The 17,032-nt window shown below is 38.2% G+C and carries 16 protein-coding genes; 6 read left to right on the top strand and 10 right to left on the bottom strand.

The features are described 5' to 3' along the window. Window positions 1-98 precede the first annotated feature (98 nt). The gene (locus tag JI666_RS16540; RefSeq protein WP_206893870.1) at window positions 99-575 is read right to left on the bottom strand and encodes a sigma-70 family RNA polymerase sigma factor; all 477 of its coding nucleotides are present in this window, start codon (window positions 573-575) and stop codon (window positions 99-101) included. Between the two features lie 460 nt (window positions 576-1,035). Continuing rightward, entirely contained in the window at window positions 1,036-1,914 is an 879-nt protein-coding gene (locus JI666_RS16535; RefSeq protein WP_206893868.1) for a TetR/AcrR family transcriptional regulator, read from the bottom strand. Window positions 1,915-2,141: 227 nt separating this feature from the next. On the opposite strand from JI666_RS16535, the gene JI666_RS16530 reads away from it, so the two are divergent. Continuing rightward, window positions 2,142-5,288: an efflux RND transporter permease subunit gene (locus JI666_RS16530; protein ID WP_206893865.1), complete on the top strand. Its 3,147-nt coding sequence runs from the start codon at window positions 2,142-2,144 to the stop codon at window positions 5,286-5,288. Between the two features lie 167 nt (window positions 5,289-5,455). Then, window positions 5,456-6,289, top strand: a complete 834-nt coding sequence (locus JI666_RS16525; RefSeq protein WP_206893863.1) for an STAS domain-containing protein — start codon at window positions 5,456-5,458, stop codon at window positions 6,287-6,289. On the opposite strand, the gene JI666_RS16520 is transcribed toward JI666_RS16525, so the two are convergent. Both JI666_RS16520 and JI666_RS16515 read right to left on the bottom strand, forming a co-directional pair. Next, window positions 6,284-6,619, bottom strand: coding sequence for a hypothetical protein (locus JI666_RS16520; protein ID WP_206893860.1), 336 nt, complete (start codon window positions 6,617-6,619; stop codon window positions 6,284-6,286). The genes JI666_RS16525 and JI666_RS16520 overlap by 6 nt on opposite strands. Before the next feature lie 238 nt (window positions 6,620-6,857). After that, a complete protein-coding gene (locus tag JI666_RS16515; protein WP_206893858.1) occupies window positions 6,858-7,526 on the bottom strand; it encodes a haloacid dehalogenase type II in 669 nt (222 codons plus the stop codon). A 170-nt stretch (window positions 7,527-7,696) separates the two neighbouring features. On the opposite strand from JI666_RS16515, the gene lepB reads away from it, so the two are divergent. Together lepB and JI666_RS16505 are read left to right on the top strand one after the other, a co-directional pair. Next, on the top strand, window positions 7,697-8,251 hold the full coding sequence (gene lepB / locus JI666_RS16510; protein ID WP_206893856.1) for a signal peptidase I: 555 nt from the start codon (window positions 7,697-7,699) through the stop codon (window positions 8,249-8,251). Between the two features lie 308 nt (window positions 8,252-8,559). Further along, window positions 8,560-9,303, top strand: coding sequence for a YkwD family sporulation-associated protein (locus tag JI666_RS16505; protein ID WP_206893852.1), 744 nt, complete (start codon window positions 8,560-8,562; stop codon window positions 9,301-9,303). 39 nt (window positions 9,304-9,342) lie between these two features. Here JI666_RS16505 and JI666_RS16500 read toward each other — a convergent pair whose 3' ends face one another. The 3 genes from JI666_RS16500 to JI666_RS16490 all read right to left on the bottom strand — a co-directional run bounded on the left by JI666_RS16500 (window position 9,343) and on the right by JI666_RS16490 (window position 13,140). Continuing rightward, complete coding sequence (locus tag JI666_RS16500; protein ID WP_206893850.1) at window positions 9,343-10,011, bottom strand: DNA alkylation repair protein; 669 nt, start codon at window positions 10,009-10,011, stop codon at window positions 9,343-9,345. 314 nt (window positions 10,012-10,325) lie between these two features. Further along, a complete protein-coding gene (locus JI666_RS16495) occupies window positions 10,326-11,363 on the bottom strand; it encodes a YecA family protein (RefSeq protein WP_206893849.1) in 1,038 nt (345 codons plus the stop codon). Between the two features lie 124 nt (window positions 11,364-11,487). Further along, window positions 11,488-13,140, bottom strand: coding sequence for a PAS domain S-box protein (locus JI666_RS16490; protein ID WP_206893848.1), 1,653 nt, complete (start codon window positions 13,138-13,140; stop codon window positions 11,488-11,490). A gap of 261 nt (window positions 13,141-13,401) precedes the next feature. On the opposite strand from JI666_RS16490, the gene JI666_RS16485 reads away from it, so the two are divergent. Together JI666_RS16485 and JI666_RS16480 are read left to right on the top strand one after the other, a co-directional pair. Continuing rightward, window positions 13,402-14,439 (top strand): LCP family protein, encoded by a 1,038-nt coding sequence (locus tag JI666_RS16485; RefSeq protein ID WP_206893847.1) that lies wholly within the window; start codon window positions 13,402-13,404, stop codon window positions 14,437-14,439. A gap of 203 nt (window positions 14,440-14,642) precedes the next feature. Then, window positions 14,643-15,491 carry a YihY/virulence factor BrkB family protein gene (locus tag JI666_RS16480; RefSeq protein ID WP_206893846.1) on the top strand — a complete coding sequence of 283 codons (849 nt, stop codon included), beginning with the start codon at window positions 14,643-14,645 and terminating at the stop codon, window positions 15,489-15,491. On the opposite strand, the gene JI666_RS16475 is transcribed toward JI666_RS16480, so the two are convergent. From JI666_RS16475 to JI666_RS21815, 3 genes are all read right to left on the bottom strand, one after another. Further along, window positions 15,488-16,294, bottom strand: coding sequence for a sensor histidine kinase (locus JI666_RS16475; RefSeq protein ID WP_206893845.1), 807 nt, complete (start codon window positions 16,292-16,294; stop codon window positions 15,488-15,490). The genes JI666_RS16480 and JI666_RS16475 overlap by 4 nt on opposite strands. A gap of 159 nt (window positions 16,295-16,453) precedes the next feature. Beyond that, entirely contained in the window at window positions 16,454-16,660 is a 207-nt protein-coding gene (locus tag JI666_RS16470; RefSeq protein WP_206893844.1) for a heavy-metal-associated domain-containing protein, read from the bottom strand. A gap of 67 nt (window positions 16,661-16,727) precedes the next feature. Next, window positions 16,728-16,853, bottom strand: a complete 126-nt coding sequence (locus JI666_RS21815; RefSeq protein WP_286170901.1) for a DUF6254 family protein — start codon at window positions 16,851-16,853, stop codon at window positions 16,728-16,730. Window positions 16,854-17,032 lie beyond the last annotated feature (179 nt).

The following is a 17,032-nucleotide window of genomic DNA, read 5'->3' as shown; positions in this document are numbered from 1 at the left end:
TAGAAAACACTCCGTTTTACGGAGTGTTTTTTTATTTCTATACTTTTCAGCTGTTTGATTATAAAAGAGTGTTGTTTATAATGAGGTACAAAAATAGACTAATTAAATTGCTTTCTTAGCTTTGATAGCGCGCTTTTTCTCCATGATTTCACTGCCTCAACGCTGACTCCTTCTGTCAACGCGATTTCTTTCAATGATTTTTCCTGTCCTATTGCTTGTTGCAGCCATTTCCATTGTTTTTCGGTTAATCCCTTTTTGTATTTATCTAAATCATACTCGTGGTGAGGTTCGGAATAAAATTCTGCATGGTCATCGAAGACGCATTGATTTTGAAGTTTTTTATAGATTCGAATCTCTCTTCTACAAGCATCCAATAGTTTGCCTCGTACTTTTACATAAGCAAAAGCTGAGAAGCTTCCTTTTGTTTCATCGAAGTTCTTTGAAGATTCCCATAAGGCGATAAGAGCATCTTGTTCATACTTTGGGTACTCGTGTGTTAAATTTAGCTTTTTTATTTGGTTTTTAATTAGAGGGGTAAAGCGAATGGCCAAGTCTTCAAATTCTGTATCTTTCAACTCTATTCTCCAGAGAGGGTGCACCCATCAAGTATTCCGCCGGTAACTAGAAGATAAGTGATGGGGGCACAAGTGTCACTTAAGGAAACAGGTAATAAGCGGGGGTTAGTTAGAGGTAAACAGGACATCACTAATGGAAGGATTGGCTATATCACTTCGTAAGTATTGGGGTAACTACTATTTAGAGAGTTTTAGAACAAGGCTCTCTTCTAAAGCTTGTTGTTTTTAGGAGGGCTTTGAGTAAAGATTAACCACTACTCCTATAGCATCGATATCCCCGAAAAAAATAAAACAAAAAACGATCTGATGTCAGATCGTTAGGGGGGAGAAGAGTTAGGCTTTTCGATAGCAAAGCTGGGCATTAATTCCTTTTAATTGAAGTTCGCGAACAATGGCTCTTAATTCTTCTTTTGTCAGGAGCGGCTCCTTCACAATCTTCCACCTCCAAAAATTTGTCATACTATTCAAGGTCTAATGCATCAACAAGGTCAGTTGTATATGAATCGAGTTCAGAAACTCCTTCAAACTGGTGAAGCATCCCTTTAAAGATGAAACGGCGCGGTCTTTCGTTCTCAAGTTCTTTCATAAGAAATCGAACGGTTTCGATTAACTCATTTTTTCTGCTATCCTTAATCGTTAATTGATTAATCGCTGTTTCCATTTCACTTAATAGGATTATTGGGGACTTTTGTTCGCATGCTCCTGACTGAGTTTCTTGATAGATGGAATAGGCTTGATCGAGAGGAAGGAAGGGTTTAGTGTGGTTCCTTAACATTCCTTCTACTACGTCATGCATTCTACTCATAATAAAGGTTGGTAGCTCTTCTACATTTAATTCGATGTCTTGTAAAACGATTAACTTCATGTAAGAAGAGAACATCCCATCGAGTAGGAGGACACAGTCAGGGAGAATGGGGGTAATTCTTTCTCCATATAAGTCTTTAAGACCGCTTGCTAACGTTTGAAGAGAGTCAATTCTAATCTTCATAATTAACTCATCAATTTCTTTGTTCATCGCAATAGCTTGTTCCCTGAATTGCATAATAATAAACTCTTTATGATGTAAAATCTCTTGTGCTTGTGCTTGGAGAAGCTTCTGTAGACGTACTTCTGGTGTATAAGAATCTAGTTTTGCTTCAGATATCTTTTGTTGTAGTTTTTCGTAATAATAAGAAAAAATGGAGTAGAGTACATCATCTTTTGATTGGAAGTGCAGGTAAACGGCTCCTTTAGATATTCCACTTTCATTGGCAATTTCCTGTATAGAAGTTGAGTGGAATCCTTTTTTTGCGAATAGCTGCATAGCCGTTTCAAGAATCAATTTCTTTTTTTCATTCATGTCACACCTCTGTTCAACAACTTAAAATATTGTCAGGCTACTTGTGACCAATTGGTCATTAATAGTATATCATTGTTGCTGCAGTATTACTAATTCATTCATTTTCTATAAAAATATAAATTCAATCGGTAGAAGTTATCTCTTGAAATAGTTCCTTTTATTCCGTATAGTAATCCTATAATGACCGGTCAGTCATAATTGTTAGTTGAGAAGGAGTGAACGTAGTTTTGAAGAAACTGATTCAGTTTTCATTGAATAATAAATTCGCAGTCTGGTTGTTAACAATTATTGTTACAGTTGCGGGTTTGTATTCAGGATTCAATATGAAAATGGAGACGATCCCGAATATTAATACGCCTTTAGTCTCTGTTACGACAGTTTATCCAGGTGCAACGCCAGAGGAAGTATCAGATAAGGTGTCAGAACCTATTGAGAATAAGGTAGAAAGTCTTTCGGGAGTAAAGGTTGTTAGTTCTTCCTCATTTGAAAATGCATCGAACATTCAAATAGAATACAACTTTAGCAAGAACATGGATGAAGCAGAAGATGAGGTGAGGGAAACCCTTCAAAGTCTTCAGCTACCTGATGAAGTACAGGATCCAGACGTATCCCGTCTGAGCTTTAATGCGTTTCCTGTTATGTCTTTAAGCGTTTCTGAAAAGGATAGTTCATTAACAGAATTAACACAAAGAGTAGAAGAAGATGTTCTTCCTGCCATTGAAGCAGTCGAGGGAGTTTCTTCCGTCTCTATCGCGGGTCAAGAGATTGAGAAAGTTTCTATTTCTTTCAAAGACGAACAGTTGGAAGAGTCAGGTCTTGACGAGGAAACGGTTAAGAACATTATCAAGGGGTCCGTTGTAACGATGCCACTTGGCCTTTACGAATTTCAGGATAATAAGAAAGCAGTCGTAGTGGATGGTAATGTTTCTACACTTGACGATCTTAAGAATTTAGAAATTCCAGTTATTCCATCACAAGAAAGTAAGAGTGGAAATCAAGTGCCGGGAGCTGGCACCAATGAAGGGTCTTCTGGCAGTGGTATGAAGCAAGATCCAGAAAGTACTAAAACAGCTTCAACCCCTGCCGTTTCTACAGTTAAGCTAAAGGAACTGGCGAATATAGAATTAGTAGGTGAAGCAGAATCGATTTCACGTACAAACGGTAAAGAATCTATTGGAATCCAGGTTACGAAAACGGCTGATGCCAATACGGTTGACGTTGTAAACGGTGTGAAGGATAAAATTGCTTCACTTGAAGATCGAAACAACGATGTAAACATTGTGACCATATTTGATCAGGGTGAACCAATCGAAGAGTCGGTAAGTACCATGCTGAATAAAGCTATCATTGGTGCGATATTCGCAGTTCTTATTATTTTGCTATTCTTACGTAACATTCGTTCGACCATTATCTCAGTCATTTCAATACCATTAAGTCTATTAATAGCCCTTCTAGTATTGAATCAGCTTGACATCACGTTAAATATTATGACACTAGGGGCTATGACAGTAGCGATTGGCCGAGTAGTGGATGATTCCATTGTGGTAATCGAGAACATCTATAGAAGAATGGCGATTAAAGGTGAAGAACTGAAAGGAAAAGAACTAATTACTGCAGCAACTAAGGAAATGTTCATTCCTATAATGTCTTCAACAATTGTTACAATTGCAGTGTTTCTGCCGCTTGGGTTAGTTCAGGGGCCGGTAGGAGAACTTTTCTTACCTTTCGCACTTACCATTGTGTTCGCACTGCTTGCTTCGCTACTTGTAGCCATTACGATTGTTCCTGCTTTGGCACACTCCCTGTTTAAGAAGGGACTAGTGAAAAGAGGATCAGAAAATGAACAGAAGGAAGAGGGCAATAGCCGTCTAGCAAATGTCTATAAAAACATATTGAATTGGACGCTAAATCATAAGCTCATTACATTCGGAGCAAGTATCCTATTATTAGTTGGGAGCCTTTTTCTTGCGCCAATTGTAGGAGTAAGCTTCCTGCCATCTGATCAGCAGAAAATGATTGTTGCGACATATAATCCTGAGCCAGGACAAACAACGGAAGAGATTAACGATCTCGCTCTAGAGGCGGAAGATTACTTCCTTAATAAGAAAGATGTTACTACAATTCAATACTCGGTTGGAGGAGAAAATCCTATGAATCCGGGCGCTAGTAATCAGGTTCTTTTCTTTGTTAGTTATGATGAAGATTCTGAGGAATTTGAAGAAGAACGAAAAGAAGTACTTGAGGATTTGAAAGCGATGAATAAGACAGGGGAATGGGGCTATCAGGATGTTTCAGCTTCTGGCGGTAGCAACCAGATCACCCTTGTAGTGAATGGAGAAACAATGAGCGATCTTGGTCCAGTTGTTGATGAGGTCACAGCAGTTCTTGAGAAAGAAGAAGATCTCACTAATATCAGCTCAAGCATTTCTGAATCCTATGATCAGTTCACAGTTGTAGCTGACCAAGACAAGCTAAGCAAACTCGGCTTAACGGCAGGTCAAATTGGAATGGAGCTTCGCAACACAGGTGAGGCACCAGTTCTGACAACTGTCGAGAAAGAAGGAGAGGAAATCAACGTAGTCCTTGAAGTGGATAAGAAGACTTTTGAAGATAAAGCTGATCTTGAAGATACGTCACTCTCATCACCTCTTGGGTTAGATGTGTCACTAAGTGATGTGACGACAATTGAAGAAGGGAAATCAGCGAATACAATCACGCGTCGGGCCGGTAAGGTATATGCCAATGTAACGGCTGAAGTGCTTGATGATAACGTAGGTAAAGTATCAGCAGATGTTCAAGAAGCGATTAATAAAATGGATTTACCAGATTCATCTGAAGTTACGCTTGGTGGAGTCACTCAAGATATTAATGAGTCATTTACACAGCTTGGACTTGCGATGGCTGCTGCTATTGCCATTGTTTATTTAGTACTTGTTATTACATTTGGAGGCGGCCTTGCTCCTCTTGCGATCCTGTTCTCTCTTCCATTTACCATTATCGGTGGTCTTGTTGGATTATTAGTAGCAGGAGAAACAATCAGCATATCTTCTCTCATTGGAATGCTCATGTTGATTGGTATTGTTGTTACTAATGCCATAGTATTAATCGACAGAGTTATTCATAAGGAAAAAGAAGGGCTATCAACGAGAGAAGCGCTGCTTGAAGCTGGTGGAACTCGTCTTCGTCCGATACTCATGACAGCTCTGGCAACGATTGGTGCATTAGCACCACTTGCGTTTGGATTGGAAGGTGGAGCTCTAATCTCAAAAGGTCTTGGTGTAACGGTTATTGGAGGGTTAACAAGTTCGACCCTACTTACGTTAATCATCGTTCCTCTTGTGTATGAATTCTTCATGAAGTTTAGAAGGAAATAAAGAAGCAAATAGAGAATAAAAAGCGAGGTCTCATCTTTTGAGATCTCGCTTTTGTTAGAATTTATATTGAGAAATATGCAATATTGACAATACTTTCAATCTGTAAGTGTACAAATTGTTGGTTTCGGGAAACAATAAATTATCAATCATAAATAGGAGACGTGACAATGGATAAAGTAGAGAGTATGTATGTTGATTATTTTCATGAACGTCTAGGAGAAATCGGCGAGAAATGGACAAAACGATTACAACTCCTTGTAGATGAGAAGGAAGCGACAGATACCGCTGTTCTTCAAGTTCCTGAATTAAAAAAAGAAATCCAAGCCTTCTGCTCAGATTTCGTGAAGCAAATGATATTTCTTGAATCAAATAGTCGTGATGTGCAGGAATGGGCAGGGAGAATTGTTGAGATTTTTGTCTATCATACGTTTTCCCTTCAACAATCAGTTGCAAGTTTAACGTATTTAAGACAAATTCTCTGGGATGTGATGGTAGAATTTAGCGCACAAGAAGATCAGCTTATTGAAGCGAGTCGACTTGCTGAGTGGGGAAGCTATATGAATAAATCTTTCGACCTTCTTCTTCATAAGGTTACAGTGTATACGAATCAGTTAAATGAAGAACAGTTATCAGCTCAAAAGAACAAAATATCTGAATTAAGTGTTCCTATTATTCCTGTTTCCAAAGAAATCGGAGTTCTGCCATTAATCGGGACAGTTGATACTCATAGAGCAAAGCTAATTCAGAGTAAGGGAATCGAGCAAAGCTCTGCACTGCAGCTATCTTATCTTGTTATTGATTTATCTGGTGTGCCGGTAATGGATACAATGGTGGCCAATGAAATATTTCAATTGATTAAAATGCTCGAACTCTCAGGAATTGAATCCATTCTAACGGGAATTCGTCCTGAAATAGCACAGACTGCTGTTAATTTAGGTATCGACTTTACGGATGTTCAGACCTACGCTCACCTTCACCAAGCCCTTAAAGCCATTCTATAGAATAACTTTAAGGTGTTTGTGAAGCAATTGATAATCGCCATGCTTTAGTAGAAAGAGAGCTAAAATGTAGTTACTATGTCGTTTAAGACTACTTATTCGATAAAGAAATTGTTTAGCGAGTTTGCGATACGGGAGTTTCTTTGATTTAAACACGTGATCCACAAGTGACTGAGTTTCCGCTAATTTCAATGCAACATCTCTACACCAGGCTCTTGTAGAGTTGTCTGTAGGCATATTTGCTGGGAGATGCTGTATCGAAATTCGGAAAATGTTTAGCTGTTCCTGATAACGAATAATTTCTTTTTGAATCGGAATATTCACCTTCATCATAGTTCGAATACCTGGCTACTTTCTATCAGATTTTAATATATAAACGCTGTAATGTGTTGATTATACGGCTAACGAATAGGATGGTCAATGGGTACAAAATGGTAAGTTCAAGGAATAAGAGTAGGAAGAAAGTAGTGTTCTTGGTGAAGAACGATATGAGGATTACTTGGCATTATCGATACCAAAAGCCTGAACGAATTCGTTCAGGCTTTTGGTATCGTGACATTTAAGAGATCTCTTACGCCCAACTTATAATTCCGGTTAGGTCCGAATAAATTGAATCAGGTTCGAGAGCCAATTTCTCAACAGGCTTTTCATTTCGATTAATCCATGCAGTCTGAAATCCGAAGTTCTTAGCTCCTGATATGTCCCAACCGTTCGAAGACATGAACAGAATATTATCTCGATCAAGTTCAAGTGAGTCGAGAGCGTGAGTGTAGGATGCTGGTGTCGGTTTATATTGATTAATATCATCTGCACTAATAATGTGATCAATATAATCGGCAAGTGGTGACTGTTTCACTAGTGGATCTAGCATGTCATGTGACCCATTAGAAAAAATAGCTAGCGTCATTCCTTTTTCTTTTAATTCTTTAAGTACCTGTGGCACCTCTTCATAAATCGTTAGTTCTTTGTAAGCATTCAATAGCATTTCTTCATTTTTGTGACTTAACTCTGCGCCAGCATTAGCTACAGCATAGCGAAGCGCATCGCGAGTCACAGTTGAGAAGGGACGATATTTACCCATCATTTGTCTAAGGTAGCTATATTCTAACTGTTTTTGGCGCCATGTTTGACTAATCTGGTCGCCTTTACTTGGGAATAATTCCTCGCATTTTTTTGTAACTGAGAATACATCAAATAAAGTTCCATATGCATCGAATACAAATGCCTTTACATTATTCATCTGAACCCTCCTAATATAATGTGAACTGAACTAAGTGTTCCACAAAAAAGGGGCATGATAAACTTTTTTGCTCAAAATGGGCAGATTGGAGGTGGCACTTTCACTGGTGAATATAGGAAAATGATGCTAGAATAAATGTTAATATTGGCATAGAACTCGAGGGGGATAACATGAGAACAGAATCACAATCGAATTGGTTAAAAGAATGGGGAACTCCTCTACTATTTGCGATGATTCTCGCATTCGTGATCAAAATGTTTGTCGTCGCTCCATATATCGTCGAAGGTGCTTCGATGGATCCAACATTGCATGATGGTGATCGTCTGCTTGTGAATAAATTTATTTCATATGTACAAGAAGAGCCTGCACGAGGAGATATTATCATTATTAAAGATGTTGAAGCTGACAAGCATTATGTTAAACGAGTGATAGGATTACCTGGTGATACGGTTGAAATGAAACAAGACAAATTATTAGTAAATGGAGAGGAACTTAATGAACCTTACCTTTCTAGTAACCGTAATGACGCAGAGACAATGGGAATGCATTTAACGGAAGACTTTGGTCCTGTCAATGTACCCGAGGATCAACTATTTGTTATGGGGGACAACCGACTAAGAAGCATGGATAGTCGAAATGGTCTTGGGAAAATAGAACTTGATGAAGTGGTTGGCAAAGCGGAAGTTGTTTGGTTTCCATTCAAAGATGTGCGATCAACAAATTAGCCTATAACGAGGAGAGTGTTACACTCTTCTTTTTTTTGTTATCATTTTGAAACAGTTGAAACGGAACGTTAATCACCTGGATTATCCTATAATATGGAAATGTTTCCAATTCAGATGCTGATTTTTATGGTCAATAGAGTGACGAAATAGCCTAGTCTAGTAAGGTTTAACGTGAATAATGATCGTATTTTTATTAATTGAAAGATTGGAATGGATTTCCGCTACAGGAAGTTATTACGGTCTTTTAAACTAGTATTCATGTGATAATCTCGTGTTGTAAGAAATTTCACCAACTAGGAGGAATCACATTGAAAAAGTCAATTATTCTAGGTGTAACGGCGGCAGCGGCCCTGCTTGCAACAAATCCAACTACAAGTTCTGCGAACACGGGTGACAATCAGTTCGCTCACGCAGAAGTGAAGGCTCATACGTTCGAGGTTAAGAACATTAACGATCTACAATCGATCATTGATCGATTTGAGAAACAATACAATATTTCTATTCAAGGAGTAGATCAGCTTCAGCAGCAACCACAAGCTGAACAGCCACAGCAGAAGCAAGCTCCTGCTAAAGAACAAGCACAGCCGGAGCAAAAAGAGAAAGCAACTCCATCAAAACAAGCTCAGCCAGAAGCACAAGAACCAAATAAAGAACAATCAAAGCAAGAGTCCTCTTTATCTGAATTCGAACAACAAGTTGTTAATCTTACAAACCAAGAACGTGAGAAAGCAGGACTGCCTGCACTTGAAGTAGATACTGAATTGAGTAAAGTAGCGCAGGCAAAATCTGAAGACATGAGAGACAATAACTATTTTGCACACAACAGCCCAACTTATGGTTCTCCATTTGATATGATGAATCAGTTTGGTGTTGAATATCAATCAGCAGGTGAAAACATTGCTAAAGGACAACAAACACCTGAAGAAGTAGTCAATGCATGGATGAATAGTGAAGGTCACCGCAAGAATATTATGAACGGTAGCTTTACTCATATTGGTGTTGGCTATGTTGAAGAAGGTAACATCTGGACACAACAGTTTATTGGTAAATAGCAGCCTTTTAACCCCCATCCGAAGCGGATGGGGGTTTCCTTATTGTTTGTTGATCACTTTAAGACCTTCACGCTTGCTAAGTGGTGCTAAATCTTCTTGTTTGATAAACATCTCAACCGCTGCAGGATCAGTTTTGGAATATTCTCTTAGTGCCCATCCTATCGCTTTCTGGAGAAAGAATTCTTTAGACTGGGAATGAAGACAGATATACCGTTTAAGTAGCTCAAAATCTGTATCCGCTTTGTAGGAGAGTTGAAAGAGAAGTGCGCTTCGATTCAACCAAAGGTTTGGACTCTTAATCCATTTCTCGGTTACTGTTTCTACTTTGTTAGGAAATTGTTTAAAATAGGTACCTGCACTATGTACTGCAAGCCCATCGACTGTGTCCCACCAGGATTTAGTAGTGATTAGATTCTCGATTAATTCAACGTAATCCATAGGGAACTCTTTCACAAGATCTAGTAGATCGAGAGCAACGTTCTGATACTCTCTTTCATCCTTATCCCAGAGATTGTAGAGCAATGTTTTTAAGTCTTGCTTGTCTGGCAAGCCGTGTACTTTAATGGCTTTTTTAACCGCTTTTCTGCGTTCAGGCGTTTTGATACCAAGAAAGGAGAATTGATTACGCATATACTTCTCCATCTTTTCAGCCTGTGCGTGGTTTTGCAAGGGAACGAGCTCCTCTTGAATAGCTAAAATGGTTATCATACTTCTTCACCTCCATCCTTTATTTTACACATGAAGAGAGTAAGGTAGATAGTTAAAATCACAAAGAAAGAGGCGAGTCTATAGACACGCCTCTTTCACTACTAAAATAAGGAGGTTTCCCGGGGGAGGGGAAGGGATGTACTACTTTATCATATGTTGGAATACCAGTTAGCTTTCCGGGTTGAGAGAAAGCTTATCTGGATTGCTTTCAGTATATCAGGATTTGAATTTCAAACGGTTATTATGGGTTTTTTTTGATAAGAATTACATAAATCCTCGTAAATGTTACAAATAGTTTTCATTGCAACGGGTAATTATACTGTTGACTTCGCAGTAGGAACAAAACGTTCATGAAAAGATTTGTACTTACTTGAAATACTTGATGGCGATGTACCATATTTCTTGGCAAGTGCACTTTGACTCGCAGATAAGCCGTATACTTTAGCGGCTAGGTATTCAAGTGATGCAGCAAAGATGGATGCTTTTCGAACAACTGGTTTTTCTTCTTTGCTATACTGTTTCCAGAATGCAAGGACCTCATTAATTTGTTCATAAGAAAATTCGGCACTGACGTTTTCAGTTAACAATTTGGCAATCTCAGCATCTTCTTTCCTTGACCAGATCATGTCAATTGATTCTTCAGATTCGTCTGAGCCATTTCCGTGCTTTACGATCTCACTTAAGATTTCTGGGAAGTCGCTCTGCATCATTGTGCGCACGTCATTAGCTGAAGTTTGTTCCTTGAGCTTTTCTTCAACCGTTTTCATAGCGTCAGGGTCGATTTTAAGGAGCTCGATAAATGGCATTGCCCCATTTTTGACAGGGAGCAGTATGCCTGCTAAGCTTTCTCCTCTAGAAACAATCATTTCTTCATGCAAGAGGATACTAATTGGCTGATCAGAACTAAGTTCTTTTACGACTGCAGTGTGTCCTGATACTTCTTCAACCGTATAAATGGACATATACGCTTCTCGCCAGTTGTTAACTGTTTCTTTAACTTTGTCAGATGAGAAAGAATGTGAGAACAGTTGGATGTATTCTTTCACAATTGTTTTATTCCACTGGTTTACTGCCTGGTGGAAGATTGCCCACGGAAAGATACCATGCATGTAGGCTTCTTCAAGATTTTCTGGAATGTCATACCGATTGAATAAATCATTTGCGAGTGATACCATCTTCTGATCGTGCTCACTCATAGCATACTCAACTAGCTGTGCTTGAATTGTGTATAGTTCCTGTGTATAGAGTTGCTCTACTAATTGATCCTGTGCATTTTCAGATGTCATACAGCATTTTTTATATTTTTTGCCGCTGCCACATGGACAGGGATCATTTCGCTTTGTTTTCTGCAATGTTGCTTCCTCCTTCAGGTCAACCTTATTCGAGAATAAGAGACGAATGATATTTTAGCATATAAAGGGAGGGAAGCACAAAAAATGTTCCGAAACTAGGCTTTTATTTCATGATCGTATTAATCTATTCTTCCTTTTTCGTACTAGGAAATTGAACGGTTACAGTGGTACCTATTCCTACTGTACTATCGAAATTGATTGACCCATTGTGATTTTCAATAATCTTGAAACTAGACAAGAGGCCAAGACCGGTTCCCTCCTCTTTTGTTGTATAGAATGGTTCACCTAGTGTTTTAATTTTGTGCTGTGGAATGCCGACACCTTCGTCTTGAATCGTTACAATGATAATATCTTCTGTCTTTGATAATCTTAAAGAAACACGTCCACCATTTGGCATTGATTCTATTGCGTTCTTAATTAAATTAATAAAAACTTGTTTAAGTTGGTTTTCTTCACCGAATATATTGAATTCATCGTTCGAGAAATCCTTTATAAAAAACACATTATAGAGCGATGCCTGTGTACTGAGCAATTGCACAACATACGACAGGAGTGTGTCAATTTCGAAAGAAGACAACCGTTCTACCTGTGGTTTTGCTAGAACGAGAAGGTCTTTAATGATTGAATCCATTCGATCAATTTCAGATAACATGATTGAGAGAAAATGGGCTTTATCTGCTAATGATTCATCTTGTTCCAGTAGTTGAATGAAGCCTTTCACTGATGTAAGAGGGTTGCGAATTTCATGTGCTACGCTAGCAGCAAGTTGGCCAACCGCTGAGAGTTTCTCTGTTTTCATGAGTGCCTCTTCTGTTTGCTTTTTATCTGTAATGTCCATGAATGCTGCCATAATTCCATTGATGTTACCGTCTTTATCCTGGATAGGGGCAGTGGATAAAGCCATATAAACAAGTGAACCATCTTTTCGTTTTCTTCTTACTTCTTTATTTACAATATGACCATGTTCAATAATTTCGGGAATGGTTATGTCTTTCTCTCCCTCAGGTACGATCTGACTCTTTTTACCTATAATCTCTTCACTACGCCAACCGAATATTTTCTCAGCTGCTGGATTCCATAGACGTATGTTAGCATCCATATCGAGCGCGAGCGTAGCGATTGGTGAGGCACTAATAATCGCTTGAATCATCTGCTTTGCTTCCCAAAGTTCCTTCACAGCTCGCTTCCGTTCCGTGATGTCACTTGTCTGGATAATCGTTGCTGCTTCATCTTTAAAGATAATTGGAAGAAACGTTGATTCGACATCAATGATTTCATCATTAGAACGAAGTAGTTTATATTCTACAGTTTGTGGCTTGCTGATTGGATTTGATTCCATCTGCTCAAGTATCGCTCGAATTCGTTTCGTGTCCTCTGGATTAACTACAAGAGATAGGTGTTTTTTGTGAAGGTCTTCAAGTGTACGAATACCAATCATGTCAAGACCGGTTTGATTCGTGTAGTTAATCTTACCCTTTTGCATAAGGGAGATACCGTAGGGTGAGGATTCAACAAGCCTTCTATAACGTTCTTCACTCTCAATCAGTTTCTTCTCCATCTCCTGGTTCTTTGATAGTAGGTGTTTTAGCAGAAAATAAAGGAAGCAACATGTTAAAAGAATGAAAAACCATCCTTTAAAAATACCGATTTGTTTATTTGATAAGAAATCATTTGATAAATTATAAAGTAATGTATCAGAAAGCAAAATCCACAATGAACCGAATAGAAAATAGTTCCCGATAATAATCCACGGTATCGATCTCGTTTGAATTTGCAAGACGTTTTATCCTCTCTATTTAGCCTCTTTTCTTATTCTACAGTTGTAGGATTAAATTTACAAAACTACATAATTCAAATGGAAAAAAATTTAGGTAGAAAGTAGTAAAAAAAGGTGGTACATTAATAGCTAGGACTATTAACATACTTAATTTTCCTTACTTTTATTATGAATCTTGACCGTCTATCTTCCTTCCTACACTACGAATGGTTTATGAATGTGGTGGGAGAAGGAGAGACTACTTGAAGGAGATAATAGTTTATGAGTGAAGAAATTACGTCGAACCGTCAAAGCCGATATAAACCAAAGAAGAAACGAAGCTTTTTGCGAATAACGTTATTTATCCTATTATTCACTATCGTAGGTATTGCTGGCTACGGTGGTTATCTTTACTATAAAGTGTCCAGCGTTTCCGATCAATCTATGATGCAACCTACACGGGGAAATCAATCAGATTTAAGAAATAATGCTGTTGACATGGGGAAAGATCACTTTTCAGTTCTATTGTTAGGTGTTGATGATACAAAAGATTCATCAAATGGACGTAGTGACGCAATAATGGTTGCCACGTTTAATCAAGATGATAAATCGATGAAGCTTCTAAGCATTCCTAGAGATTCATATGTACAAATTCCTGGAAGGGGCATGGACAAGATTACACATGCTCATGCATATGGTGGTATTGATTTAACAATCAAAACAGTAGAAGGATTGCTCGGAATTCCAATTGATCAGGTCGTTCGAGTGAATTTTAAAGCATTTAAAACGGTTATTGATGAACTTGGCGGTATTGATATAAACATTAAAGAACAATTGATCGCTGATCAACTCTACAAAGAGTCAAAAGGAAAAATTGACCTTGAAGTCGGAGAACAAACGCTAAATGGAAAAGAAGCGCTCGCATTTGCAAGAACAAGAAAAGCGGATTCCGATTTAAAGCGAGGTCAGCGACAAATGGAAGTCATTACGGCTGCTATTGATAAAGTAAGCTCGCTTTCATCTATTCCGAAATACGGTGATGTAGTTGATCGTATTGGTGAGAACCTTACTATGAGTTTTACATTTAGAGAGGCGCTTGGTTTATACCCATTTATTTCTAAATTAGACTCGATTGAACAGCTTCAGTTAACTGGATATGATTATCAGCCAGGTTCAACATACTATTTTCAATTAGACAATCAGTCATTGACTACTGCTAAAACAGAGTTGCAAAGTCATTTGAATTTAACTGATCAGATGGTTGAGCAAAACGATACAATGAATGCGATGGATGATCAAGAAACTGAAACAACACCATAGGATAAAAGAGCAGGCCCTTGAGAGTCTGCTCTCTTTTTGTTCTTTTTTAAAATTTTGTTGTTTTTAAAAGGGGTTTTAATAAAAAATCAACCACCACTCTTATAGAAACAAGGTATTGAAAAACAACTTTCCCTTTTTTTACGATTACGGAAAAGCAATTAAGGGAAGGGATTAAAAGAATAAACGAAGGGAGCCTCGTTCTAATGACTGGAATTTCATTTGCAAAGAGTTTAGGGAAAGAGATGGGAGAGGATCGTGTTACGAGTCTTGCTGCCGAACTTGCTTACTATTTCATGCTCTCTATCTTTCCTCTATTAATATTAGTGTTATCGATTCTTCCGTACCTGTCGATTGACAAGCAACAAGCTGTCGATTTTCTTACTAAATATGCACCAGGGGAAATCGGAAGCATTTTGCAGGATAACGTAATATCGATTATTAGTGAACCTCAGGGAGGGCTATTAACGGTAGGTATTCTTGGAACGCTGTGGTCTGCTTCCAATGGTATGATGGCTCTTATGAGAGCTCTTAATCTGGCATACGATGTCGACGAAACAAGGTCATTCATTAAAGCACGTCTGTTATCAATTCTTCTCACAATCGGATTTATACTTGTATTTATAGTAACCCTTGTTCTACCCGTATTTGGTGATGTTATTATTAACACAATGACAACAGCACTAAATCTACCTGAATCTACAGAAATACTGTTCAGAGTACTTCGATGGGTGCTAGCTGTTGCAATTATGGCAAGCATACTAGCGGCACTTTACCATTTTGCTCCGAATAAGAGTTTTCCATTTAAAGAGGTTTTTGTTGGTGCGATTGTCGCTACAATTGGCTGGCAAATTATTTCCCTTGCGTTCTCTTTCTATGTAAGCAATTTCGGAAATTATTCAGCAACATATGGTAGCCTTGGTGGAGTGATTATTCTTATGTTATGGTTCTATTTAACCGGCATCATTCTTCTTGTTGGTGGAGAAGTTAATGCTCTTCTTCATAAAAGAAGAAATGGTTTAACAACGGAAGAAAGTAATCAAATCGGGTTTTAATCTGCTGAAACGATAGGAAGCTGGATTAAAAAAGTAGTTCCGAGCATGGGACTGCTTTTTACCTTTATCGTACCTCGATGATTTTGAATAATTTGCTTGCAAAGGAATAGGCCTAGACCTGTTCCTTTCTTTTTTGTTGTAAAAAAAGGTTGAAATAGCTTGGACTTAGTCGTGTCATCCATTCCGCTACCATTGTCACGAATATGGATATCAATAGATTGCAATCGTCTAAACACTGATAACGAAATAGCGCCATTCTCCCTATCTGCACATCGTATTGCTTCCATGCTGTTTTTGATTATATTAAGAAGTACTTGCTTTAATTGTCCAGGATCAATCATGACATATAACGGCTGTGAAAGATTGTTTACATTAGTTGAAAACGTACATTGGTTTAATGTGGCTTCACTTTGGTGTAGGAGCAGTATGTTTCTTAAGAAGGGAGCTATGCTGATCTTCTCTAATGTCTGTTCCCTTGGGCGTGCTACATTCAGAAAGTCATCAATTAACCCGTTAGTTCGATGAATTTCTGAGAGAAGGAGGTCCGCGATATCACTCTTGTGCAATCGGTCTAAATCAGGTTTAATCAGTTGGAGAAAACCTTTCATAATGGTTAATGGATTTCGAATTTCATGTGCTAAGCTAGCTACGAGTTGATTCACCATCGTGAGCTTTTTATTCTCATTAGTAAGTGTTGCAAGTTCTTTGAGCATATCTTCATAATCATCTATAGAAATCGATTTCGATTCGTTTCTTGGAGTAATAAATAAGGTTTCACCAATGTTAAATTGGGATTGATCCACTTACTGCACCCCTTTCAGCTACGTATCATTATAGCTATACCTTACCATCCTACAAACGCGAAGATTGAAAGTTCATGGAAAATTTTCAATGTTTTTTTGTAGAAAAAAGCGTGATTGTGGAACAGAAAAAAAGAGCCTGCAACTGCAGGCTCGCATGCACTAAACTGGCTGATAGCCAGCCTCTTCAATTGTTTGCATAATTGCAGAAACCTCAACAGCTTCTTCATCATACACGATGGTTACCATTTCTTCTTTCAAATCTGCGAGTGCTCGTTCTATTCCATTTAATGATAGAAGAGCGGACTCGATTCGTTGTATGCAATCTTCGCCTTTCATTCCAGAGACAGATACTGTCATTTCATTCATTAAATTAAACTCCTTTCAACCTTCCTAAAAGACACTTTACCCTTAAAAAGTGGAGTTTAATCTTGTGCTATTCAGTTTTGTTAGGAGATGTTTCATTAGAAAGCTGCTCTAATGATTTAATTTTACCGTGAGGATTTTGTGCTTCTTTCCGTTTACGGAATTGTCTTTCACGCTGTCCTTTTGATTGGCTCATTGATCATCACCCCTTTAAATGAATCATTCTTAAGGTTGCCATTTCAGCTTTAGGCTAATCACTGCAAATTCTGGTTATGAAGTTGGAAGGGATTTGAAAAAACCTCCACATTATATTGTGGAGGTTTTTTAAGGGTATATTAACTTCGTGCTTATCGACTGGCCATGTTCAAATGAAAT

The organism is Bacillus sp. NTK071, from assembly GCF_017303315.1.
Taxonomy (GTDB): domain Bacteria; phylum Bacillota; class Bacilli; order Bacillales; family Guptibacillaceae; genus Guptibacillus.
Note: the sequence above shows the minus strand (reverse complement) of the source record. Positions and strands in the feature narration are given on the sequence as shown.